Origin of the sequence: Clostridium liquoris, assembly GCF_002995785.1 — a bacterium.
GTDB lineage: Bacteria > Bacillota > Clostridia > Clostridiales > Clostridiaceae > Clostridium_AO > Clostridium_AO liquoris.
Genome location: NZ_PVXO01000044.1, coordinates 70136 through 94180, shown reverse-complemented (window position 1 = coordinate 94180; position 24045 = coordinate 70136). Strand labels below are relative to the sequence as shown.

Genomic DNA, 24045 nt, shown 5'->3' with positions numbered 1-24045 from the left:
TATTTTATGAGTAAAGTCATAACTATTGATCCAATAACTAGAATGAGCGGTTTTTTAGAGATAACTGCGAAAGTAGAAGGAAACTTAGTTATAGATGCTTCTACTAGCGGATTATTATTTAGAGGATTTGAGAAAATGCTTAGGGGAAGGTCACCTTTGGATGCTATATATTTTACTGAAAGAATATGTGGAATTTGTTCAACAGCACATGGCATGGCGTCTACTTTAGCATTAGAAGATGCTTTAAAGGTATTCCCTAATGAAAATGATAAATACATCAGGGATATATTACATGGATTTGAATTTTTGCAAAATCATATTAGGCATTTTTATTTATATGTTATACCTAGTTATGTTAAACTTCCAGATATTCATCCTATTTCACCTCAAGATTCTAAAGACTTTAGATTGCCTAATCACTTAAATGAAAGAATAAGTAAAAATTATATAAAAGCAATAGAATACAGTAGATTAGCTCATGAAGGATTAGCGGTTTTAGGAGGGAAAGCCCCTCATAATCATGGCATTTTTGTAGGCGGAGTTACAGTAAATATAGATGCCTATAAATTAGAAAAGGTAAAATCAATTATTTCAAAGATAAAAGAATTTAGCAATGTAATGCTAGAGGATGCCTATATTATTGCGAAATATTATCCCGATTATTTTAAGAAGGGAATAACCTATCCATATTTTATGAGTTATGGGGTATTTAACAATTATCATGAAAAGGAATTAATTTATGCAAATCCTGGAGTTAGTATTGATGGAAAGACTTATGAATTGGATTCCAATAAAATTACAGAAAATATACATTATGCATGGTATATAAGTGATAAAAATGTAAAAAGGCCTGGGGAGGACATAGAATACCAAGTGGATATTTCAAAAAAGAAAGCTTACACCTTTATTAAGGCGCCCAGATATGAAGGCTTGCCTATGCAAGTAGGACCTTTAGCTAGGCTTATCATAAATGGAGAATATAAAGGTGGTAATGGCACTATGGATAGAATAATTGCCCGGGCAATAGAAACTAAAAGAATTGCAGAGATTATGGAGATATTATGTCAAAAAGTAGAGATTAAAAATAATAATCAAGAAATTTACTCCATGCCTGACAAGGCATATGGAGTAGGACTAATAGATACTACCAGAGGAGCTTTAGGACATTGGGTATCTATAGAAAACAAGGTAATTAAAAATTACGATATTATTACTCCCACTATGTGGAACCTTTCTCCTAAGGATGAAAAAGGATTATATGGGACAACAGAAAAAGCTCTTGTTGGAACAGAAGTAAAAAATACAGAAGATCCTATAGAATTAGGAAGAATAGCTAGAGCTTTTGATCCATGTGTATCCTGTGCTACCCATGTAATAGTAGAAGGGCGGGAACCTATAGAGATTAGGGTTTTATAATATGGCTGTAAAAGTTATTTCTATAGGGAATATATTGATGGGTGATGACGGGGTAGGTATTAGAGTGGGAGAGAGAATAAAGGATTATTTAGAAGACAGAAATATAGAATTCATAACAGGAGAAACTGATTTCCAATATTGTGCCTCTAAAATACAGCCGGGGGATTTCTTATTCATATTGGATGCTGCTATAACAGGGAGGGAACCAGGAGACATTACAGTAATTCCAATAGAAAATTACATCTATAAAGGAAATTTATATTCACAGCATGGTTGCAGCTTAATTACACTAATTAATTTATATAAAAAAGAAGTAAAAGGATATATTATAGCCATTGAAGTAGAAGAAATTAAATTTAGTTTAGAGCTTAGTTCGCTATTGCAAAGTAAATTGAATAACATAACCAAAGAAATCATAGAAATAATAAAAGAAGTTTCAAAATGTAATAATTTGTAGGAGAATAATTTTTCTCCATTGTCATTACGAAAAATAGTAATTTGTTATACAATGTTAATGGAGAAAAATCATCTATATTTATTCTTTTTTATTTCTTATTTATTATTTAAGAAAATTTTATTGGAAGCTTTTCTGTAATATCAAGGTCAGAAAAGCTTCCATTACTCACCCTTAATTCTTAAATGCTGTGCCTTAAGCTAAAATTGGATCATACATAATTTCAAAGTAGCCTTGGGGATGATGACAAGCTGGACAGATATTAGGAGCTTCTAAGCCTTCATAAATATATCCGCAGTTCCTACATTTCCACTTTCTAGAGGAATCTTGTTTGTAAAGTTTATTATTTTTTAGTCTATCTAATAAATCAAGGTATCTTTTTTCATGGAATGTTTCAATTTCAATAATTTTTCTAAAAGCCATTTCGATTTCAGGAAAGCCTTCTGCCTTTGCAGTATCGGCAAAAGCGGGATAAGCAGTACCCCATTCTTCTTTTTCACCTTCAGCTGCATATTGAAGATTTTCTTTTGTATTTCCATATCCAACAGGATATTCTGTATCAACTTTTATATGGGCTTTCCCAAGACCTTCTACTAAAAAATTGAAAAATGTTTTAGCATGTGCTTTTTCATTATCAGCTGTTTCCATAAATATTGAAGCTATATGTTTATGTCCCTCCTTATCAGCAGCTTTAGCATAATAAGTATATCTATTCCGTGCCTGAGATTCTCCAGCAAATGCCTTTGCTAAATTATCAGCAGTCTGTGTTCCTTGTAAACTTTTCATAATATGTTCCCCTTTCATATTCTTTAATTGAACTTATAAACTTAGTTTAGCCAAAATATACAGTAATTATTAATTTAATCAACTGTCAATTTTAAAAGTGCATTGCACTTTTTAATGTTATTATAGTGAATAAGAAATTGAAGTATTGTGGATAAAATAATACAATAAAGAAAGAGAGTATATTATAGGGAGTTAGAAGTTATGGATAGAGTTATTATGCATGTAGATATGGATGCTTTTTTTGCATCGGTAGAACAAAGGGATAACCCAAGTCTTAAAGAAAAGCCAGTAATTGTAGGGGGTATAGGAGAGAGAGGGGTAGTAGCTACTGCTTCTTATGAGGCTAGGAAATATGGCGTGCATTCTGCTATGCCAATGTATATAGCTAGAAAAAAGTGCCCTTTCGGAGTATATCTTCCTACAAGACATGAGAGATATAGACAGGTTTCTGGAGAGATATTTAAAATATTTTATTCTATAACTCCAATAGTAGAACCTTTATCTATAGATGAAGCTTACTTAGATATAACAGATGTCCCTATGAAACCAATGGATGTAGCTTTATATATAAAGAAAAAGATAAAAGATAATGTGGGTTTAACTATTTCTGTAGGTATTTCTTATAATAAATTCTTAGCTAAGCTTGCCTCAGATTGGAACAAACCTGATGGAATAAAGATAATAACTGAAGATATGATTCCTAATATATTAAATTCTTTGCCAATAAGTAAAGTCTATGGAATGGGTAAAAAATCTGTTCAAAAGTTACATAACATAGGCATATTTACTATTGAAGATATGTATAAATTATCAAAAGAATTTTGCATTGAGTATTTCGGAAAATTCGGTACAGAAATATATGAAAGAATAAGGGGAATAGACAATAGAGAAGTTCAGATTGCTAGGGAAAGAAAATCTATTGGAAATGAAACAACTCTAAAAAAAGATATAAAAGATAAAGAAGAAATGAAAAAATATTTAAAAGAGTTTGCGCATAATATAGGCATTAGCCTAAGTAAAAAGAACATAGCAGGCAAAACTGTCACGGTAAAAATAAAAACTTCTAGTTTTGTTAGTCATACTAAAAGTAAAACCTTAAATGGATACATCAAAAGTGAACAGGATATTTATAATGCGGCCTGTGAAATAATAGATGGTATGGAGCTTCAAGATGATATAAGATTAATAGGGCTTACTTTATCTAATTTAAAGGAAAATAAAATTGAACAATTGACATTAGATGATTTTTTGTGAAATAGAAATTACATTTGATTATCTTTTGATTTTTGCATATAATAATTAGTGCATCCAATGTGATGAGGGTGGGAGAGGGAACAATTATCAAAGGAAGAGAGAATTGAATAAAAAAATTAATAGCTTATTTAATTTAAAAGAGTACAATGCTACAGTGAAAGGAGAGATAATAGCCGGATTCACATCTTTTTTTGCCATAGTCTATATTATTGCGGTTAATTCATCTATACTTTCAGATGCAGGATTACCTTTAGAGGGTGCCATTGTTGCAACAGTATTGTCTTCTTTTGTAGGATGTTTAATTGTAGCCTTTATAGGCAATGCACCAATTATTATGGTACCAGGTATGGGTGTAAACGCACTATTTTCTTATACTATTGCAGGATCAATGGGATTATCCTGGCAGCAAGCTTTGGCGGCAGTTTTTATTTCAGGAATTGTATTTTCTATAGTAGCTTTTACAAAACTAGCCACTATTTTAACGGAATCTATTCCAACTTCTTTAAAGGAAGCTATAACTGTTGGAATTGGACTTTTTATCACTTTTATTGGGTTACAAAAAAGTGGTATTATAATTAATAGTCCAAAGACTTTTGTTGCCTTGGGTCATTTAAATGAGCCGCAAGTCTATGTAACCTTTATAAATTTAGTTATTACCTTAGTGTTATTTATTATGGAAGTACCAGGTAACTTTCTTATAAGCATGATAGGGGGAACCGTCATTGCATATTTCTTTGGCCTTGTAGATATTTCACAGCTTGCTTTTTCTGGATTTTCTTTAAGTAGCTACAAGCAGGTATTCTTAGCTATGGATTTTAGCAATATTGCATCTTTATCTTTTTGGATAGCGGTATTTTCATTGACTTTAGTACTTGTTTTTGAAAATTTAGGACTGCTCCATGGACAAATTAATGTAATGCTAAAAGAACCAGATAAGTATAAGAAAAGCTTTAAAGCCTGTGCATTATCAGCTATTACCTGTGGAGTGTTAGGTACAAGCCCTACTGTGGCAACTATAGAAACTGCAGCAGGAATAGCAGCAGGAGGAAGAACAGGATTAACCTCTATTGTTACGGGATTTTTATTTTTATTATCTTTATTTTTTCTCCCACTAATAAAGATAATACCAAACAGTGCTATTTCTCCTATATTGATTATCATAGGTGGATTAATGATGAAAAACGTATTGAATATAGATTTCAATGATTTTTCAGAAGGTTTTCCAGCATTTTTGACAATAATTATGGTACCACTTACATTTAGTATTGTGGATGGTATGGCATTTGGATTTATTACATACCCAATTGTTAAAATAGCTAGTAAAAAAACCAAAGATGTTTCTATTCCTATGTATATAATTTCAGTTATATTTTTGATTAATTTTATATTACATGCGACTCCATGATTGGGGAAAAAGTGCGAGGCACTTTTTCCCATTATCATTATATGATGTTACTATTTCATGTGTATATTTTAAGCTATAAAAACCGCGAAATTTCACTCCATCTTTGGTAAAGTCTATAACTATATTGCCTATGAAAAAGCATACACATAAAATGAATATTATAAAAAACATAAATATACTAGTCCCATCTATTTTAAACCTTTCAGCATTCTTTTCAGTTGAATAACTATATACCAAAATTTCGATACCAAGCAATATAAGTATGATAGGCCAAAATTTTATAAGCTTACCTAGTAAAGCCATATCCGACGTATTGCCAATTATAAATATTATTCCTATAAAAATTAAAGTTAAGCCTAAGGTTAAAGAACCTACCTTCCATTGACGCATTTTATTTTAAAGCCTCCTTTTTACTAGGCAGTAGTAGTCTTTTGTTTCCCATAAGAAGTTTAATGCCAATCCCTATAAACATTAATGAAACTATAATTGTTTTGAAGTAGTGGATTACCTCCCAGCTTATATATACATTTGCAATAGGAAGGATTACATTCTTTAGTAATGCTATACAACCTATGAATATAAGAATATAGGCAAAGGTTTTATTTCCATTTATATTTAAAGGAATATTAAAGTTTATAGTATCATCTTGTGTAATCCCTAATTGTAAAATTCTTCTTACATCAAAAATACTATAAAACCATATTACAGGAATAAATATTGCGAATAATGGAATGTCAACCCAACTACATAAGGTTATTAAGAGAAAAAATGAAACCATGAGTTGTATCCCTTTCTTCTGTAATCCAAGATACATATGACCTGCACCAGGAATCAAAGCAAAGAAATAAGCCCAAAATTTTTTATTTTGCATAACAAGCATCCCCTTATAAATTAATTTTTTCATTTGTATATATCATACCGAAAAATCCTTAATTAAAAGTTAAAGATATTATTAATATTTTCTTAATTTATAATTGAGCTATCAATGTTGAAAAAGTCTTGTTGAACTTGATTATCTATAAGCTGTAAATTATATTCCTGTATAATTTGTATAAGAAGGTCTGCATATACATTTTCCCCTGCCTTATCCTGTTTTGTGCTATATCCTGCCTTGCCAATTGTCTTAGCCTGATTTATATAATCAACAGCTTTAAAAACTCCATTTTCTTTATATCTTTTATTGTTTTTAAGAAATTCAGCATAATCATCTAAGGAATCCTTTTTAGAAGGATATACTCTAAATGTGGCCATTACAGTATTCTTATAATTTTCAGAGGTTTTCATTTTTACAGTTTTCCCTTTCCAGGATTTTGTGGCTTTTATTCCAAATAAATTATTATATTTAGAGGAAAGGTCAGACCTTCCCCAGTTAGATTCCAGTGAAGCTTGTCCTATTGTTATAGAGGGAAGGATATCATAATCCTTATATATTTTTATGGCTTCAGGTGCAAGCTCTTTTATAAAACTTTTTTTATAGTCATCTACAGTTACTAAATATTTATCCTTCAAGAGACCTACAAATTTAAACGCTTGTCTTTTCTCTTTTTTACTATAGGAAAGTTTATTTGCAACCTGCTCCAGGGATAGTAATTGGTATTTGGAATCTTTAAATTTATTATGAGAATTATTTATAGCTATAAAGTTCTGTGCTATATTTCTTGCGTCATTTATATTGGCTTTTGAAAAATCCTTTTTTAATCTAACGGAATCTAGTGCAGCTACATATTTCCAGTTAACTTGAAGTTTATCTTTACTTACTTCATCTGAAGCTTTTATATAAATTTTCATGGCAGATGAAGGCAAAACCTCCTTTGTGGAATTTAAAATATTAATGACCCCGTATATAGCTATTAATATTATAAAAAATAGTGGTATAAATAATAGCTTTTTTGTCATTTTCATAATATCACTTACCTTATTTCAATTTTGAATACCTATTTATTATAACAAAAAGTTGTGAAAATAAAGTTAAATGATTTATTAATAAATTCTTAATAATTCTTTGTTGAGAGCATTTGCTACACTATATAAAATTAATAATTTGTCCTCTACTCTTTATCTCCACTATGTTGGTATGAATTTCAGTATTATTCTGTAGTATTTTATTTTTAAAATCCCTAGTGATGGAGTTTTTAGCCCAAAAATGCATAGGAATAAACATCTTAGGCTGAACTTTATTTATAAAATATTCTCCTCCAATATGACTGAATTCATTTAGTCTTGGATCTACGGGGAAAAATGCAATGTCTATATTATGTTCACAAACTTTATTCATTTCTTTTTTAAAATCCAATTCCATTTTAACTCTATGTTCTATAGGCTCATCTGTCCAGTTCCACCAATTAAGATCACCAGAATGAAATAAAGTAATACCATCTACTTGAACCAAAAAAGCTACCCCAATATCTGTGGAATGAAAAGTTTTTATATATACATCTTCTAATTCCAGAGTCTTATTTTCCCACATCATAATGTAATTATTTTTATATTCAGGTAGGGTTATATCGCTGCTTAAAATATATTTTATATTGGTATTATATTTTTCCCATTCCAATATAACAGGATTAAAATGATCATGATGACCATGAGAGGAGAATACTAAAACATTTTTTTTGTTCTTAATGTCATTAGGCCCAATTACTCCATTTTCTAAGTTCATCTCTTCCCCAATGGGAGTATTATTATAATAGTCAAATACCAAAAAATAATTTTCAGTTTCTACTGCAAAACCATCATGATATAAATAATGAATTTTAGCTTTAATTTTTTTCATATTAACACCTCGTAAAAACATTGATTTATACATTATTATATCATTTGGACGAATGTAAAGATAATCACAGGGAATATTAACTAGTGAAAATAATATTAACATTTTGCAAGGAAGAGGGATAAACTAGGTGGAAAATAATATGTCAAAAATTATAATAAGGCCATGTAATAGCAACGATGAAGATGGAATATTGGAAGTATGCTATAAAACTGGATACATGGGGGAGGATTTGACCAACATGGGCATATTTAATGATGTGAAATTATTTGGATATTTATTTTGCTTATACTATATTCGATATGAAAATGAAAACTGTTTTGTAGCAGTGGATATTAGCAATAATAATAAAATAGTAGGATATATTATAGGAACTCTTGATTCTAAAACACAGGAAAGATTATTTAAAAAAAAGATGCTTTATAAAATTGCTTTAAGATTATTATTACATACCAGTTGGAAACATCCTGAATCATTAAAACAAGTTATATCTTTTATTAAAAGTTTGGATTTAAAGAATGAACCTAAGAACCTTTATAAAGAATATCCATCACATCTACATATTAATATATTGTCTGAATATCAACATAAAGGTGTAGGAACAATGCTAATTAATAAATTTGAGACTCATGTAAGAGAAAATAATATTGATGGGATTCATTTAAGAACTTCCAGCAAAAACATTAAAGCCCTACCCTTTTATTATGGCAAAGGATATAATATTATTTATGAAAATTACTGTGAAGTATGGAAAGATGTAAAAGAATATAAAAGTTTGATTTTGGGGAAAAAATTTAATATTTAGGTGGTATTTATGAAGAGCATAAAAAACAAAAAAAGAATTACAGTTGCTATTTTAGTTGTAATATTACTAGGAGTAATATCATTTTTTCTAAGAGAATTTATTTCAAATTATGCGGTGAGATTAAATTTAGATACTATTGAGGCACCTGGCAAAGGAGCTAGAGTGCTTGTATTTGCACCACATAATGATGATGAAACTTTAGGAGCAGCAGAATTAATAAAAGAAACAATTAAAAATGGGGGAGAGGTAAAGGTAGCTTTAATTACCAATGGAGATGGATTTAAGGAAGCCATTCAATTTGATTACTATAATTTAAATCCAAAGCCAAAGGATTATATAGATTTTGGATATATAAGACAGAAAGAGTCCATAGAGGCATTAAACTTATTGGGGGTTCCAAAAAAGAATGTTATATTTTTAGGGTATCCAGATGGGGGAGTTTCCTATCTATGGAATACCTATTGGGATATGAATAATACTTATATCAGCAGACATACACAGAGTAATAAATCTCCCTATTCAAATAGCTATACAAAGGAAGCACCATATACAGGAGAAAGTGTAGCTAGAGATATATCTAAAATTATAAATGAATATAAGCCAACTTATATAGTATATCCCCACCCCAATGATAGGCATCCAGATCATTGGGCAACTAATGGTTTCGTAAAATATGTATTAGCCAGTATGAATTATAAACCTGAGAAAGAACTGCTTTATTTAGTGCACAGAGGATACTGGCCAACGCCTATGAAAAATGAACCTGGAATGTACCTTGTGCCGCCGGCAAAATTAATAGGTATAGGGACTAATTGGCACGCTCTTAATATGAGTGAACAGGATATAAATGAAAAGAAAGAGGCAATTAATTCGTATAAAAGTCAAATTAAAACATTGGGCCCTTTACTTACAGCCTTTGAAAGAAAAAATGAGCTGCTAGGGGAATATAGTAATGTAAAACTTTTTATATCAGATAATATAAGTGGGAAAATTCAACCTAGCAATAAAAATAAGGTAATTACTGATCCTCTGCAGGATAGTCTGAATTTAAATTTAACTAAAGGGGCAGATATATCTGGCATATATGCAGAAGAAGGGAGAAATAAGGATTTAAATATTTTAATTGAAGCCAATGATGAAATTGAAAATTTAACAAAATACAGCATAAATATGATTTTATTTATGGATAATAATATTAAAAGGTTAAATCTTCAGATTAAAAATGGAGTGGTTATTTTAACACATGTATCAAAAGAATCTATAATGAATGTTAATGGAATTAAAGCTGAAGTTAAAGGAAATATACTTCATGTTACTATACCAAGTAGTACAATAGGAGGATTTAATCATATGTTTATAAATGCAGATACTTCTTTTGAAGATAGAATGATGGATAAAACCGCATGGAGAATGGTAGATAGATAACAAGCTTTGCTAAGGAATAGATAAGAAATTTTACTGAGGAAATGAGGGCTAATTGTGGAAGAGGGTAGTTTATTAAAGGGAAGCAGCTATAAAGAAAGAAAAGGGCATAAATGGTATAAGTTATTTCTTATAGGTTTGGCAACTTATATATTGGGTTTAGCAGTTTTAATATGGACTGGAAATTCTATTTTGTTTCCATCAGTAGTTATGCTGGGGAATTTTCTTATACCCGTAACCTATGTTGCCTTTTTTTATGAAAAACGACGTTTAAGTAATGTCACCATGACGGATACTGTAGCCAGCTTTTTTTTCGGTGGATTTTTAGGAACCTTTGCAGCCTCTATATTGGAACCTATTTTTATACATACCTTAAATTTTGAAACTGCTATAATGGTTGGAATAATTGAGGAATTTTCAAAGATTTTAATGGTATTGTTAATATTCAGACGTAAAAGACATAGACTGCAAATAGATGGAATCATTTTAGGTGCAGCAGCAGGTATGGGATTTGCAGCTTTAGAGAGCATAGGTTATGCTTTTACATATTTTCTAAAGAGCAAGGAAAGTTTATCCGTAACTGTTTATATTACTATGTTAAGAGGAATTTTATCCCCATTAGGTCATGGAACTTGGACTGCCATTTTAGCAGGAATTATTGTAGGGGAAAATAGGAAAGGGCATTTTATCATAAATAAAAAGATTATAAGGGCTTATATTACAGTGGTTTTGCTCCATGGACTTTGGGATGGCATACCTTATATAATGGAAATTATTATGCCCACAGGAGCAGCTATACTTATAGGTGAACTTATAGTAGGATTTACAGGCATTTTTATTCTTATGGCATTGTGGTTTCAAGCTAAAAAGCAAGCGAGGGAACAGCTAATAGTTGACAATTGACAGTGGACAGTTAAGGATAATTTTTCTCCATTAACATTACGGAAAATTGGAATTTATATTTGAAGTAAGAACTAAGAATTAAGAGTTAATGAAGTTTTTCTTAACTCTTACCTTTTAGCTCTTAGTTCTTACATTTTTTATTATTTATTCTCTATTCTTTAAAAAAATTTATTTAAAGCTTTTCTGTAGTGCTAAGGTCAGAAAAGTTTCCTTAACTGTCAATTGTCCTCTGTCAACTGTCAACTAAAAAAGTGCCCTGCACTTTTTTATCATGCAAATCCCAATAGCCTGAAAAAGGTTGTTACTACAAAGCACACTAATAATCCAATAACAGTAGGGACTAAAAAGGATACCGCTGTCCATTTTAAGCTACCTGTTTCCTTTTTTATGGTTAAAAGAGTAGTAGCACAGGGGTAGTGCATTAAACAAAATAGCATAACATTTATTGCTGTAAGCCAGGTCCAGCCATGAGATACTAAAAGCTCTCTTAAGGCATTTAAATTTTCCATATCCATCATAGCTCCAGAAGCCATATAACTCATTATAATAATTGGCATTACAATTTCGTTAGCTGGCAACCCAAGTATAAAAGCCATAAGTATATAGCCATCCATACCAATTAGGTGGGCAAAGGGTTGGAGAAATTTAGCTCCATGGTCTAAAAGGCTCATAGTACCTACATTAATATTTGCCATGATCCATATTACAAGACCTGCAGGAGCAGCTATCATTACGGCACGACCTAAAACAAATATTGTTCTATCAAATATGGATCTAACTATAATTTTACCTACTTGAGGTTTTCTATAAGGTGGTAGTTCTAAAGTAAAGGAAGAAGGTACTCCTTTAAGGATAGTTTTTGATAAAAGTTTTGATACCAATAGAGTAGTAACTACTCCTAATACTATTACCCCAGTTATAGTTAATGTAGCAATAACACCTTGAACAGCACCATTGAAAGCTCCTGCAATAAAAATTGTGGTAATAGCAATTAATGTGGGAAAGCGCCCATTACATGGTACAAAAAAGTTTGTTATGATTGCAATAAGCCTTTCTCTAGGAGAATCAATTATCCTGCAGCCTACCACCCCAGCAGCATTACAGCCAAAACCCATACACATAGTTAGAGCTTGTTTACCATGGGCGCAGGACTTCTTAAAGAAATTATCAAGATTAAAAGCAACCCTAGGTAAATAACCAAGATCCTCCAATAGGGTAAACAATGGGAAGAATATTGCCATAGGAGGCAGCATAACAGAAACTACCCAGGCTAAGGTCCTATAGACTCCAAGGACTAAAGCACCATGCAGCCATTCCGGCCAACCCTTGCTTATAAAAAGTTCTGTAAGCTTATCCTCTATCCAGAAAAGAAATTTAGCAATCACATCTGAAGGATAATTTGCACCTTCAATGGTAATCCAAAATATTACTGCCAATAAAGCTATCATAATTGGGATACCGAAAGTTTTAGAAGTAAGAATATTATCTATTTTCCTATCAAGTTCATTATGGTTGGCATTTTCGAAATGCACTACTTTACTGCTTATATCTTCTGCCAAGTTTACAATGCTCTCTACCATTTGGTCTCTTAGCTTTTCTCTATGAATATTTTTCTCCATAGAACCTTTTTTAGCCACGGCTAACTCCTCTTTAAAAGTTAGTTTTTCTAGTGGATCAAAACCCAGATATTTATCTATAGAATTTAATATAGTCTTCTCCCCGTCCAATAACTTTATTGAAAGCCATCTGCTATTAATTTTGTCTTCTGCTAAATCCTGTATCTTAGGTTCTATAATTTTTATTTTTTCTTCAATAGCATCACTATATTTTATCTTTATGGGTTTTGTAATTATCTCCCCTAAGGCTACCTTATAAACTGTATTCATTAGCTCATCTAATCCCTCTCCACTTCTGGCGCTGGTTCCTATTACTGGAACTCCTAAAAGTTTTGATAATTTTTTTAAATCAATGGATATCTTTTTTCTTTTAGCTTCATCCATTAGATTTACACAAACCACAACTTTATCTGTCATTTCTAGTATTTGCAGCACAAGATTTAAATTCCTCTCAAGACAAGTAGCGTCAGTAACCACAACAGTAGCATGAGGATTGCCAAAACAAATAAAATCCCTTGCCACTTCTTCTTCAGTAGAATTAGATAATAGTGAATAGGTTCCAGGAAGATCTACTAAAACAAAATTCTGATCTTTAAATTTATAATTTCCTTGAGCAGTAGTAACAGTTTTTCCAGTCCAGTTCCCCGTATGTTGATTTAATCCAGTTAAATTATTAAATACCGTACTCTTACCTGTGTTTGGATTACCCGATAAAGCTACGATAATATCATCTGGTGAAGTAAGCTGAATGTTAAGCATTTCCTTTAATGCACCTATTCCAGTAGATTGGCTAGTTAAACCCATTTATTTTCCCCCTAAATAAATTACTGCATTAATTCTACTAATATTTTACATGCTTCTTCAGAGCGAAGAGCAATTACTGCACCACGAATTTCATAGGCTATAGGATCTCCAGAAGGGCTTTTTCTCAAAGATTCAACTTCTGTACCTACAACAAGACCAAGGTCTAACATCCTTCTTCTAGAAATTCCTTGAGAGGTTAATTCTTTGACCTTAGCAATGCTTCCTATAGGGATAAGATTTAAAGGCATTAAAATATTTTCCATAATATATACCTCCATAATGATGTTTCATAATCTATTAAAAGTTAGATGCGTGAAAGTTTTTATATTACCTATTGATAATATATTACTAATTTATTAATTTGGTTCCACATATATTTATATAGATTACAGAGTACAGATTATAGGAAAGCTTAAAGTATAAATAATAAAGAATAGATAATAAATATGGAGAATTTTTCCCCATTAACACTACGAAAAATTTAAGATTAGAGGTTAAGAATAGAAAGTTTAAAATAAAAGCATTGAATTAAATAGGAACTGTCCACTGTCAATTGTCAACTGTACACTCAAAAAAGGGGGTGTTCTAATTGAATAGCGATGATTTTTATACCGTTCGTGGATATGAAATTTTAGAAAAGGAAAATAAGCCTTTAACCCATAGCATGGAAGATTATTTAGAGATGATTTATAGAAAAAGCTTAGAAGGAGGATATACTCGAATTAATATTCTTGCTGAATCTCTTAATGTTCAACCGCCTTCTGCCACAAAAATGGTACAAAAGTTAACAAAATTAGGGTTTATAAAGTATAAGAAATATGGAATAATCCAATTAACAGAAAAGGGTGAAAACATGGGGGCCTTTCTTTTAAATAGACATAGAATAATAGAAAGCTTTTTTAAAATAATTGGAGTAGAAGAGGATTTATTAGTTAACATTGAACTTATGGAACACAATATAACTAAAGATGCTTTGGATAAAATCCAAAGGCTGAATAATTTTTTTAAGGATAATGCAGATATTAAAGAAAGCTTTTCAAAATATATGAAAAATAAATAATACCTTACTAGTTTATTTAGGGCAGTAAAATGAAAGCAGAGTTTTTATCACCCTGCTCTTACTTTTTCCAAGTTAGATGATTTTTTATGGTATTAAGCTTATAGTAATTTACAGATCTCATAATATCAAATGCAGCAAGAAAATTGTAATAGAAAAAATTCATATTGATAATATTATTATCACAATGGTTAGATATACGGAGATTAGTTATAATAATATTAGAAGTTAAAATTTTGGGAAATAAAGAATAGAAATCACCTTCTCTAACAGTGGCTTGGATAAACCTTCTAGGATATGATAAGTCTACTATAGCCATATTTACCTCTATAATAAATGTTTAATATTCATTATATGAAAACCAATTAATTTTGTGAATAGTTATTGACAAATTAAAAAGAAAAATATAATTAAGAAAGAAAATTTAAATTTGTAGATAAGTAAGAGGTAAGAACTAAGAAGTAAGGGTTGTGGTGAAAATTCGGCTTTGCTAAACTTTTTCATAAACCCTTACTTTTTATCTATTAGTTCTTACTTAAACTGTCAATTGTCAACTAATAGAATTAGCCATTAACAATCTTCCCGCCATTCACATGTACAACTTCTCCAGTAATAAATGAAGCTTCAGTGGAAGCTAAAAATACATAGGTTCCGGCAAGTTCTACTGGTTGACCTGGTCTTCCCATAGCTGTATCTGTTCCAAAGGCAGCTACTTCATTTTCGTTAAAAGAAGAAGGTATTAATGGAGTCCATATAGGGCCTGGAGCTACTGCGTTAACCCTTACTCCCAATTTTGCAAGGGAAAGAGCCATTGAACGTGTAAAGGTAACAATCGCTCCCTTAGTAGAAGAGTAGTCAATTAATCTTTCATCGCCTTTATAAGCAGTTATAGAAGTAGTATTTATTATAGAACTTCCTTCCTTTAAATATGGAACAGCAGCCCTTACCAAATAAAACATAGCGAATATATTAGTTTTAAAGGTTTTTTCCAGCTGCTCATCTGTAATATCTAGAATGCTATTCTGAGCATATTGTACCGCTGCATTATTTACTAGAATATGAAGACTTTTATATTCATTTATAGTTTTTTGTATAGCATTAGTGCAGAATTTAGCATCCGTTATATCTCCAGGAAGTAGTAAGCACTTTCTTCCTAAAGATTCTATTATTTTTTTAGTTTCTTCAGCATCCTCATGCTCATCATAATATACAATAGCTAAATCCGCTCCTTCTTTAGCATAGGCTACTGCCACAGCTCTTCCTATGCCACTATCCCCGCCAGTGATTAAAGCCACCTTATCGTTTAATTTACCTGAGCCTTTACAATTTGGATTATCAAAAATTGGTGTTGGGTTCATAGTAGATTCTATTCCAGGGTGCTTAGTTTGATGCTGACCAGGCAGGGATTTTGGAAAACTATTGATAAATTCTAATTCCTTATCCATTATACACAACGTCCTTTCTATAGTTTACTTTCAGAAATTATTATTAGTAATTTGTTTTAGAAAAATACAGAAAATATTTCAAAGTTTATTATTATTTAGAAGGAATTTTTAAAAAAATGGAGAATATATTTTATATAGATAGTTAATAATCTAAACTAACTAATTAGGGGGTAAAAACTTGAAAAGCATAGGACTTGATATTGGCGGCACTAATATTAAGGGGGCAGTTATAGATGACAAAGGAGAGATACTAAGAACTTATATAAGAAAAAGTAATTATTATGTAAATGATTACACTAAAAACATAGTGGAAATAATAGATGAACTATTAAATAGTTGTAATGGTCAGGTAGAAGGGATAGGAATAGGGGTACCAGGTATTGTAGATTATAAAAAAGGTAATATAGTATCATGCCCAGCACTATCTTTGGTAAATTTTAATTTGAAGAAATATATTGAAGAAATATTCAAATTAAAAGTTAAGGTTGAGAATGATGTAAATGCATGGACAATTGGAGAAAAATATTTTGGATGTGGCAAGACATGTACAGATTTTATTATGATTACTATTGGCACTGGTATAGGCTGTGGAATTTATATAAATGACAATATATATAGAGGAGCCAACTTTGAAGCAGGAGAAATTGGGTATATGCCTATTGGATTAGATGCATATAAATATCAATGCTCTAACCATGACTTTGGATATTTTGAAAGCAATGCTTCTGCTAATTCTGTAGGGAAAAAATATAAAGAAAAATCTGGTGAAGAATTAGAGTGCAAAGAAATATTTATTAGAGCAGAAGAAGGCGACGAAGTAGCTATAGATGTAGTAGAAGAGGTTTATAAATATTTAGGCATAGGCATTAGTGCTATAAGGTGTATTATAAATCCTCAGAAAATAGTAATTGGCGGAGGTATGGCAAATCAAGGCGAAAAATTAAAAAATGAAGTAAAGGAAAATATAAAAAAACTTATACCTTTGAACACAGTGATTGAGCTAAGTAAAACAGGGGAATTTGGCGGGGCCATTGGCAGTGCCAAAATGAATTTTATAAAATGTTAGTAAGTAGTATAAACAAACTAACTAGATAATAATAATCACTATTATTATATATTTAACAGGGGGTAAGAAGATGAATAAAAGGTTTTTATCTATTCTTTTAACGGGGGTAATGACGGCATCTATGGCACTTACTGGCTGTGGTTCAAGCAGTAAGGATACCAGTGGTTCTAAATCTAAAACAGAGGATAAAGTAGTTACCATTGAATATTGGCAGTACTTTTATGAACCAAAAATTAAACTTATGGACAAATTAATAGAGGATTTCCAAAAACAAAATCCAAACATTAAAGTAGTACAAAAACATTTTCCATATGACTCTTATCAGCAAAAGGTTTCAGCAGCTATATCTTCAGGAACAGGGCCTGACATAGTTAATCTATATTATGGGTGGGTACCTAAGTTTGTAAAAGCAAAGGCTCTACAGCCATTACCGGAGAAAGACTTCCCAGTGGATACTATGGAAAAAGAATTTGCTCCTATGATAAAGGTTAATAAAATAGATGGAAAGTACTATACAGTTCCAACAGCAGTTAGAACTATGGCTCTTTTCTGGAACAAGGATATTTTTAAAGCCAATGGATTAGATCCTGAAAAACCACCAACTAATTTAGATGAACTAGTTCAAATGGCTAAAAAGTGTACTTTAAGAAAAGATGGAAAATTAGAAATTGAAGGATTGACTTTCCAGCCTACAGGACAGCTTCATAGCTGGTTTAGGCCTATACTGCTTACTCAATTTGGACAACAACCTTTAAGTGATGACAATAAAAAGGTACTATGGAATGCTTCTGAGAATGGATATAAAGCTTTTGAATTCCTAGTAGATTTAGTTAGAAAAGAAAAAGTTGGGGAAAATAACTTCTTTACAGATGACTCTACAGCTTTTATTAACGGAAAAGCAGCTTTACACATAGATGGTTCTTATCGTTTAAGTGGTATAGATAAACAGGCACCAAATTTAAATTATGGTGTAGCACCACTTCCAGCACATAATGGTAAACAAGTATCCTTTGGCTCTTTCTGGACAAATGGGATTACAAAAACTGCTAAAGGAGAAAAACTTGATGCATCTGTTAAATTCCTTAATTTCTTAACTTCTCCTGAGGTTATGAAGGAATGGACAAAAGAAACTGGAGAAATAGCTGCAAGAATGTCTTTAGTTAATGATCCAGAAATGTCTAAAGATCCTAAGCTAGCAGTATTTATTAAGCAGCTGCCAGTAGCTGAATCTTACTTCTATGTAGATGAAGGCGCAGATAGAAAGGCCCTTATTGATGCTATAGATCATGTGCTTCTAAATAATGAAGACCCAAGGAAAGCATTAGACGAAGCTGTAAATACTGTACAAAAAATACTTGATGAATACTGGAAGGAATAATGTAAGAAACCCCATGTGAATACATGGGGTTTATATTCAAAGGGGGGATAATGTATGAAATTAACTATAAAGGGTAGGCAGGCTATGTGGGCTTATATATTTATAGCTGTTCCCATACTATTCTTTATATTAATAAGAATAGCACCAACTTTATTTGCTTTTAATATAAGTCTACATGAATGGGACATTTTATCTCAGGATAAACCCTTTGTATTCTTTGATAATTTCAAAACTTTATTTAAAGATAATATCTTCAAAAAAGCCATGGGGAATACCGTTAAATATGTATTCATAGGAGTTCCTTTACAATTAATAATAAGCTTATGTATTGCTCTTCTAATAAATAGATTAACTAAAGGAGCCGGCATATTTAGAACAATATACTTTCTGCCTTATGTAACATCAACTGTTGCTGTTGCATGGGTATGGAGATGGATGTTTATGAAACAGGGAGGGGTAATTAACCAGATTATAACTGCCTTTGGAGGAACAGCTCAACCCTTCTTAGACAGCACTGGTCAGGCAATTTATGTGGTAATTGCAAATATAATTTGGCAGAGTATAGGCTTTAACACCATCATATTTATTGCAGGACTAAAACAGATACCTAGAACTTATTATGAAGCCTCAAGTATTGATGGGGCAAGTCCTTGGATACAGTTTTGGAAGATTACTATACCATTGCTAAATTCAACAGTGGTGTATTTGGTAGTAATGGCAACAATACAAACTCTACAGGTATTTACTCAAGTATTTAACATAACTGGTGGAGGACAAGGAAACCCAGGAGGTCCTGTAAATTCTACTCTAAGTTTAGTTCTATATATATATCAAGCAGGATTTATGAATAATAAAATGGGACTTGCAAGTGCCGCTACTATAATACTATTCAGCATAATAATCATTATAACTATTATTCAATTGAAGTTTTTAACTAAAAAAGTTGAATATTAAAAGGAGGTAAAACTATGGAAAAGAAAAAGATCCCTATTGGCAGCATTATATTACTAACCATTGGCGGAGTAATGATGGTATTTCCATTTCTTTGGATGTTCAGTACCTCTTTAAAAAGTGGAGTAGACATATATAATATATCTCTTATACCTAAAAAAGCTACTTTTGATGCCTATAAATATGTATTAGAAAATACTAAATTTTTATCCTGGTTTAAAAATAGTCTTCTCATAGCTGGTATAACTACTATTTCAGTATTATTTTTTGATACATTAGTTGGATATACCTTTGCCAAACTTGAATTTAAGGGTAAAAAATTTTTATTCTTTTTAATATTATCAACATTAATGGTGCCAACAGAAATGTTAATAATACCATGGTACATGATGGTAAATAAATTTAATTGGATTAATACCTATTGGTCATTACTATTTCCAGGGCTTACCTCAGCCTTTGGCATATTCTTAATGAAGCAATTCTTTGAAGGTATACCAAATGATCTTTTAGAGGCTGCAAGAATAGATGGATTATCAGAATTCGGTATATTCTGGAGAGCTGCAGTACCTTTAGTAAAGCCAGCCATATCTGCTCTAGCTATATTTACATTTTTAGGCAACTGGAATGCTTTTTTATGGCCAGTAATTGCAGTAGATAGTCCAGAAATATACACACTTCCTGTAGGACTTGCTCTTTTTTCTGGGGAAGCATATAATCAATGGAATCTAGTAATGGCAGGGGCAACTATTGCCACAATTCCTGTATTAATAGTGTTCTTTATATTCCAAAAGAAGATTATTGAAGGAATACATTTAACAGGGTTAAAAGGATAAGAAAGGAGATGCATTATGGATTATAAAATAGTGGACTCTCACGTACATTTTGACGTAAAGGGTTATGAAATAGTCACCATAAAAAATGACTATATAGAAAAGTATGGTGAAGAAAAATATAACAAAATACAAGAGATGAACAGCTATCAAAATAAAAGGTGGAGAAAAGCTTGGGGATTTCCAGAGCCATTACCAACCTTAGACAGTGCAGAGGATACTGCAAAACTTTGGATAGAGGAAATGGAAAAAAACAATATAGAAAAACTTATTTTTGTAACAGGGGGAGGGAATGAAACCTTAAGTAATATTGTTAGACTTTATCCAGATAAATTTATAGGATATGCCCACCATGACCCTTTTTTAAAGCATGCTCCAGATATATTAGAAAAAGCTATTGTGGAACAAGGATTAAAAGGCTATAAAATATTGGCCCCTGGTCTTCATGGGAAACTTGATGATGAGGCATTAGATCCCCTTTGGCAGGTGGCAGAAAAACATAGAATACCAATACTAATACATTTCGGAATATTAGGGGGAGCTGGTGGTATTGCTTATGATCATAATATAAATCCTATTATAATGCATGATGTAATAAAAGCCCATCCAGACATACCCTTTATTATACCCCATTTTGGGTGTGGACAAACCGAATCCTTATTACAGCTGGCTTGGGTTTGCCCTAATGTGTATGTGGATACCTCCGGCAGCAATCAATGGGTAAGATGGATGCCTTATAATTTAACAGTTAGAGATTTATTTAAAAAATTCTATGAGACTATAGGACCGGAACGTATATTATTTGGAACGGATTCGCAATGGTTTCCAAGAGGTTTTGTAAAAAGATACTTTGATGATCAAATGAGAGATTGTGTTGAAATAGGAATGAAAGAACAAGATATAAAATGTATATTTAGGGACAATATACTTAGAATTCTAAAATTAGATGAATAACTATAAAGATTTTTATATGCAGTTAATAAAAAAGCATAGAAGGCAGGGGAAAGACATGGTTAGAGCTACACCGGAATTATTAAAAGAAATGAACAAAAAGACAATACTATCTTTAATAGGTAAACAAAAGATTATATCTAGGGCAGAAATTTCAAATATAACTCATCTAAGTAAAGCAACAGTATCTTCTATTGTGGAAGAACTTTTAAAGGAAAATATTATATTAGAACAGGGAGAAGGAGTTTCTACAAAACAAGGGGGAAGAAAGCCAATTAATTTAGTATTCAATCCTTCTGCAGGATATATAGTTTCAATAGATATAGGTGCTTACAAATGCTTAATGGCTATTTGTGATCTTTGCGGAAATATACTTTTTAAAAATTCCATTATAGTGAAACAATCTGAGGATACCTTAAATAAAATAATGAAAGCTGTAAAAGAGCTAATAGAAGGTTCAGGATTAAAGCATAAGATTATTGGAATAGGAATGGGAATACCAGGCATTACGGATATTGAAAATGGCGTAGCTATATCAGTACCAGAATTGTCTTGGAAAAATATCCAGATAAAAAATATATTTGAAAAAGAATTTGGCACAAGAGTTTACTTGGACAATGATGTTAATATGGCATTGCTTGGAGAAAAGTGGTTAGGCAATGCCACTAGATATAAAAATTTTGTATTTATAAATATAGGATATGGTATTGGCGGAGGAATAATGATAAACAATAAAATCTATAGAGGAAGCAACTATACTGCAGGAGAATTTGGTTACTTAGTGCTGACCAATGAAGCATTAAATATGAAAAGATTTACCTTAGATGAATACGGATATTTGGAAAGTGTAGCTTCTGGCAGTGCCATTGAAAAAAGAATGCATAGCAGCAGCAAAGAAATTTTTGAAAAAGCAAATAATGGAGATCCAAGAGCGCAGAGCGTATTATGTGAAATGATAGATAACCTTAGCATGGGTATAAGTAATATAATAAGCATTCTAAATCCAGAAGCTGTTATTATAGGCGGAGGAGTATCAAAGGCAGGAAATCAATTATTGTTACCTCTAAAAGAAAAGATATATAGATTATCTCCCTTCAAGTCAAATATAGAATTATCCCTTTTGGGAGATGAGGCTGGAGTTATAGGATGTGCTGCTACAGTGTTAACTAATGAATGTTCTATTAATTTATAGGAGTTGATAATATGGATTTAAAGGAATATATAGAAAACCTAGATGGCAGAGATTTCCCAGGAAAAACTTTTGCAGAATCTGTATTAAAGCCAATATTTAATGTGCAGCGTGAATACTACTATAAGCCCTTTATAAAAATAAGCAAAGCTCATGTGGTAATGCTTTATGAGCAGAACATTATAAAAATTCAGGAAAGCAAAAAGCTACTGGAAGGGTTAAATAAAATAGAGGAAATGGATTTTACTTCTGTAGAATATAATGCTAAATATGAAGATATGTTTTTTACTGTAGAAAATCAGTTAGAAAACTTAGTAGGAAAGGATTTAGCAGGAAGGCTTCATATAGCTAGAAGCAGAAATGATTTGGACATTTGCGAATTTAGAATGGTTCTTAGGCTGAAAACTGTAGAGTTAATGAAAAACTTAAATAATTTTAGAAAAGTACTATTAAGTCTAGCTGAGGAACATAAAGAAACAGTTATGCCGGCTTATACACATACTCAGCCAGCTCAGCCAACTACTTTATCACACTATATACTTGCTTTTTATGATTCTTTAAGCAGAGATTTTGAAAGAATAAAAAGAGCATATGAAAATATAAATCTTTCTCCTATTGGAGCTGCAGCTATTACTACCACTGGCTTTCCAATAAACAGGGAAAGAATGAGTAAGCTTTTGGGTTTTAATGATTTAGTGGAGAATTCTTATGATGCTATAGCAGGATCAGATTATCTTATGGAGCTTGCTTCTACACTTATGATTTTAAATACCAATATGTCTAAATTTATAAAGGATACTTTAGATTTTTGCACTAAAGAATTTAATGTTTTTTATTTAACAGATCCTTATGTTCAAAGGAGCAGCATTATGCCTCAAAAAAGAAATCCTTCCTCTCTAGAGCATACAAGGCCTATGGCAAGTGAAGCTATAGGGGAGGCTAAATGCGTTTTTGATATGCTGCACAATACCCCCTTTGGAGATATTGTGGATACAGAAGAACAACTTCAACCTCATCTTTATGAGTCTATAGATTACACTTTAAGGATTTTAAAAATATTTACTTCAGTTTTTGCTACCATGAATGTGAATAAAAAAGTATTATTAGATAGGGCAAAGGAAGGTTTTATTACAGTAACAGAATTGGCAGATACCCTTGTAAGAGAAAAGGGGCTTTCCTTTAGAAAAAGTCATAAAATAACTGGAGCCATTGTCAGATATTTATCTAATAATAATTTAACTATAGAGAATATAACCCCAGAAATTATTGATAAAATATCATTGGAATTAGGTGGAGAAGAAATTCATATTTCAGCAGAAGATATAGCTAAGGCTTTGGACCCAATAAACTTTGTCAATATAAGAAAGGTTACAGGAGGACCAGCTCCAGAAGAAGTAGAAAGAATGTTACAAAATAGGAATAATAGCTTTATAAAAGATATAGAATATCAAAGGAGATGTTTAATAAGCCTTGAAGAAAGTGAAAAATTATTAAATCAGGCTGTGGCAAGTATACTAAATAAGTGATATATTTAGATAAAGGA

23 protein-coding genes are annotated in these 24045 nt (G+C 31.4%); 15 read left to right on the top strand and 8 right to left on the bottom strand.

Annotated features, from left to right (window positions below):
• The first annotated feature begins 6 nt into the window (after window positions 1-6).
• Entirely contained in the window at window positions 7-1416 is a 1410-nt protein-coding gene (locus tag CLLI_RS08085) for a nickel-dependent hydrogenase large subunit (protein WP_106063704.1), read from the top strand.
• A 1-nt stretch (window position 1417) separates the two neighbouring features.
• Entirely contained in the window at window positions 1418-1873 is a 456-nt protein-coding gene (locus tag CLLI_RS08080; RefSeq protein ID WP_106063703.1) for a hydrogenase maturation protease, read from the top strand.
• Window positions 1874-2065: 192 nt separating this feature from the next.
• Here the strand turns inward: CLLI_RS08080 and rbr are convergent, their stop codons facing one another.
• A complete protein-coding gene (gene rbr, locus CLLI_RS08075) occupies window positions 2066-2656 on the bottom strand; it encodes a rubrerythrin (RefSeq protein WP_106063702.1) in 591 nt (196 codons plus the stop codon).
• Window positions 2657-2857: 201 nt separating this feature from the next.
• Between rbr and CLLI_RS08070 the strand changes: the two genes are divergently transcribed.
• Together CLLI_RS08070 and CLLI_RS08065 are read left to right on the top strand one after the other, a co-directional pair.
• Window positions 2858-3910 (top strand): DNA polymerase IV, encoded by a 1053-nt coding sequence (locus tag CLLI_RS08070; RefSeq protein WP_106063701.1) that lies wholly within the window; start codon window positions 2858-2860, stop codon window positions 3908-3910.
• Window positions 3911-4013: 103 nt separating this feature from the next.
• Window positions 4014-5315, top strand: a complete 1302-nt coding sequence (locus CLLI_RS08065) for an NCS2 family permease (protein ID WP_106063700.1) — start codon at window positions 4014-4016, stop codon at window positions 5313-5315.
• Here the strand turns inward: CLLI_RS08065 and CLLI_RS15115 are convergent.
• The 4 genes from CLLI_RS15115 to CLLI_RS08045 all read right to left on the bottom strand — a co-directional run bounded on the left by CLLI_RS15115 (window position 5298) and on the right by CLLI_RS08045 (window position 8088).
• Window positions 5298-5705, bottom strand: coding sequence for a LiaF transmembrane domain-containing protein (locus CLLI_RS15115; RefSeq protein WP_106063699.1), 408 nt, complete (start codon window positions 5703-5705; stop codon window positions 5298-5300). The genes CLLI_RS08065 and CLLI_RS15115 overlap by 18 nt on opposite strands.
• A gap of 1 nt (window position 5706) precedes the next feature.
• Complete coding sequence (locus tag CLLI_RS08055; protein WP_106063698.1) at window positions 5707-6186, bottom strand: hypothetical protein; 480 nt, start codon at window positions 6184-6186, stop codon at window positions 5707-5709.
• A gap of 92 nt (window positions 6187-6278) precedes the next feature.
• Window positions 6279-7217, bottom strand: coding sequence for a glycoside hydrolase family 73 protein (locus CLLI_RS08050; RefSeq protein ID WP_106063697.1), 939 nt, complete (start codon window positions 7215-7217; stop codon window positions 6279-6281).
• A 121-nt stretch (window positions 7218-7338) separates the two neighbouring features.
• Window positions 7339-8088, bottom strand: coding sequence for an MBL fold metallo-hydrolase (locus CLLI_RS08045; RefSeq protein ID WP_106063696.1), 750 nt, complete (start codon window positions 8086-8088; stop codon window positions 7339-7341).
• Between the two features lie 139 nt (window positions 8089-8227).
• Between CLLI_RS08045 and CLLI_RS08040 the strand changes: the two genes are divergently transcribed.
• The 3 genes from CLLI_RS08040 to CLLI_RS08030 are packed head-to-tail and all read left to right on the top strand — an operon-like array spanning window position 8228 to window position 11215.
• On the top strand, window positions 8228-8890 hold the full coding sequence (locus CLLI_RS08040; RefSeq protein WP_106063695.1) for a GNAT family N-acetyltransferase: 663 nt from the start codon (window positions 8228-8230) through the stop codon (window positions 8888-8890).
• 9 nt (window positions 8891-8899) lie between these two features.
• Window positions 8900-10315 (top strand): PIG-L deacetylase family protein, encoded by a 1416-nt coding sequence (locus CLLI_RS08035; RefSeq protein WP_106063694.1) that lies wholly within the window; start codon window positions 8900-8902, stop codon window positions 10313-10315.
• Between the two features lie 54 nt (window positions 10316-10369).
• Window positions 10370-11215, top strand: coding sequence for a PrsW family glutamic-type intramembrane protease (locus CLLI_RS08030; RefSeq protein ID WP_106063693.1), 846 nt, complete (start codon window positions 10370-10372; stop codon window positions 11213-11215).
• A 269-nt stretch (window positions 11216-11484) separates the two neighbouring features.
• Here the strand turns inward: CLLI_RS08030 and feoB are convergent, their stop codons facing one another.
• Together feoB and CLLI_RS08020 are read right to left on the bottom strand one after the other, a co-directional pair.
• Window positions 11485-13635: a ferrous iron transport protein B gene (gene feoB, locus CLLI_RS08025; RefSeq protein ID WP_106063692.1), complete on the bottom strand. Its 2151-nt coding sequence runs from the start codon at window positions 13633-13635 to the stop codon at window positions 11485-11487.
• Between the two features lie 20 nt (window positions 13636-13655).
• The gene (locus CLLI_RS08020; protein ID WP_106063691.1) at window positions 13656-13898 is read right to left on the bottom strand and encodes a FeoA family protein; all 243 of its coding nucleotides are present in this window, start codon (window positions 13896-13898) and stop codon (window positions 13656-13658) included.
• A 326-nt stretch (window positions 13899-14224) separates the two neighbouring features.
• Between CLLI_RS08020 and CLLI_RS08015 the strand changes: the two genes are divergently transcribed.
• Window positions 14225-14695, top strand: coding sequence for a metal-dependent transcriptional regulator (locus tag CLLI_RS08015; RefSeq protein ID WP_106063690.1), 471 nt, complete (start codon window positions 14225-14227; stop codon window positions 14693-14695).
• A 560-nt stretch (window positions 14696-15255) separates the two neighbouring features.
• Here CLLI_RS08015 and CLLI_RS08005 read toward each other — a convergent pair.
• Complete coding sequence (locus CLLI_RS08005; protein WP_106063688.1) at window positions 15256-16137, bottom strand: SDR family oxidoreductase; 882 nt, start codon at window positions 16135-16137, stop codon at window positions 15256-15258.
• Between the two features lie 178 nt (window positions 16138-16315).
• Between CLLI_RS08005 and CLLI_RS08000 the strand changes: the two genes are divergently transcribed.
• From CLLI_RS08000 to argH, 7 genes are all read left to right on the top strand, one after another.
• Complete coding sequence (locus CLLI_RS08000; protein WP_106063687.1) at window positions 16316-17203, top strand: ROK family protein; 888 nt, start codon at window positions 16316-16318, stop codon at window positions 17201-17203.
• A 70-nt stretch (window positions 17204-17273) separates the two neighbouring features.
• Window positions 17274-18581, top strand: a complete 1308-nt coding sequence (locus tag CLLI_RS07995) for an extracellular solute-binding protein (RefSeq protein ID WP_106063686.1) — start codon at window positions 17274-17276, stop codon at window positions 18579-18581.
• Between the two features lie 54 nt (window positions 18582-18635).
• On the top strand, window positions 18636-19535 hold the full coding sequence (locus CLLI_RS07990; RefSeq protein ID WP_106063685.1) for a carbohydrate ABC transporter permease: 900 nt from the start codon (window positions 18636-18638) through the stop codon (window positions 19533-19535).
• Window positions 19536-19549: 14 nt separating this feature from the next.
• Window positions 19550-20365 carry a carbohydrate ABC transporter permease gene (locus tag CLLI_RS07985; RefSeq protein WP_106063684.1) on the top strand — a complete coding sequence of 272 codons (816 nt, stop codon included), beginning with the start codon at window positions 19550-19552 and terminating at the stop codon, window positions 20363-20365.
• Between the two features lie 15 nt (window positions 20366-20380).
• The gene (locus CLLI_RS07980) at window positions 20381-21316 is read left to right on the top strand and encodes an amidohydrolase family protein (RefSeq protein ID WP_106063683.1); all 936 of its coding nucleotides are present in this window, start codon (window positions 20381-20383) and stop codon (window positions 21314-21316) included.
• Between the two features lie 16 nt (window positions 21317-21332).
• On the top strand, window positions 21333-22505 hold the full coding sequence (locus tag CLLI_RS07975) for an ROK family transcriptional regulator (protein WP_170063675.1): 1173 nt from the start codon (window positions 21333-21335) through the stop codon (window positions 22503-22505).
• Window positions 22506-22516: 11 nt separating this feature from the next.
• Window positions 22517-24028, top strand: coding sequence for an argininosuccinate lyase (gene argH, locus CLLI_RS07970; protein ID WP_106063681.1), 1512 nt, complete (start codon window positions 22517-22519; stop codon window positions 24026-24028).
• Window positions 24029-24045 lie beyond the last annotated feature (17 nt).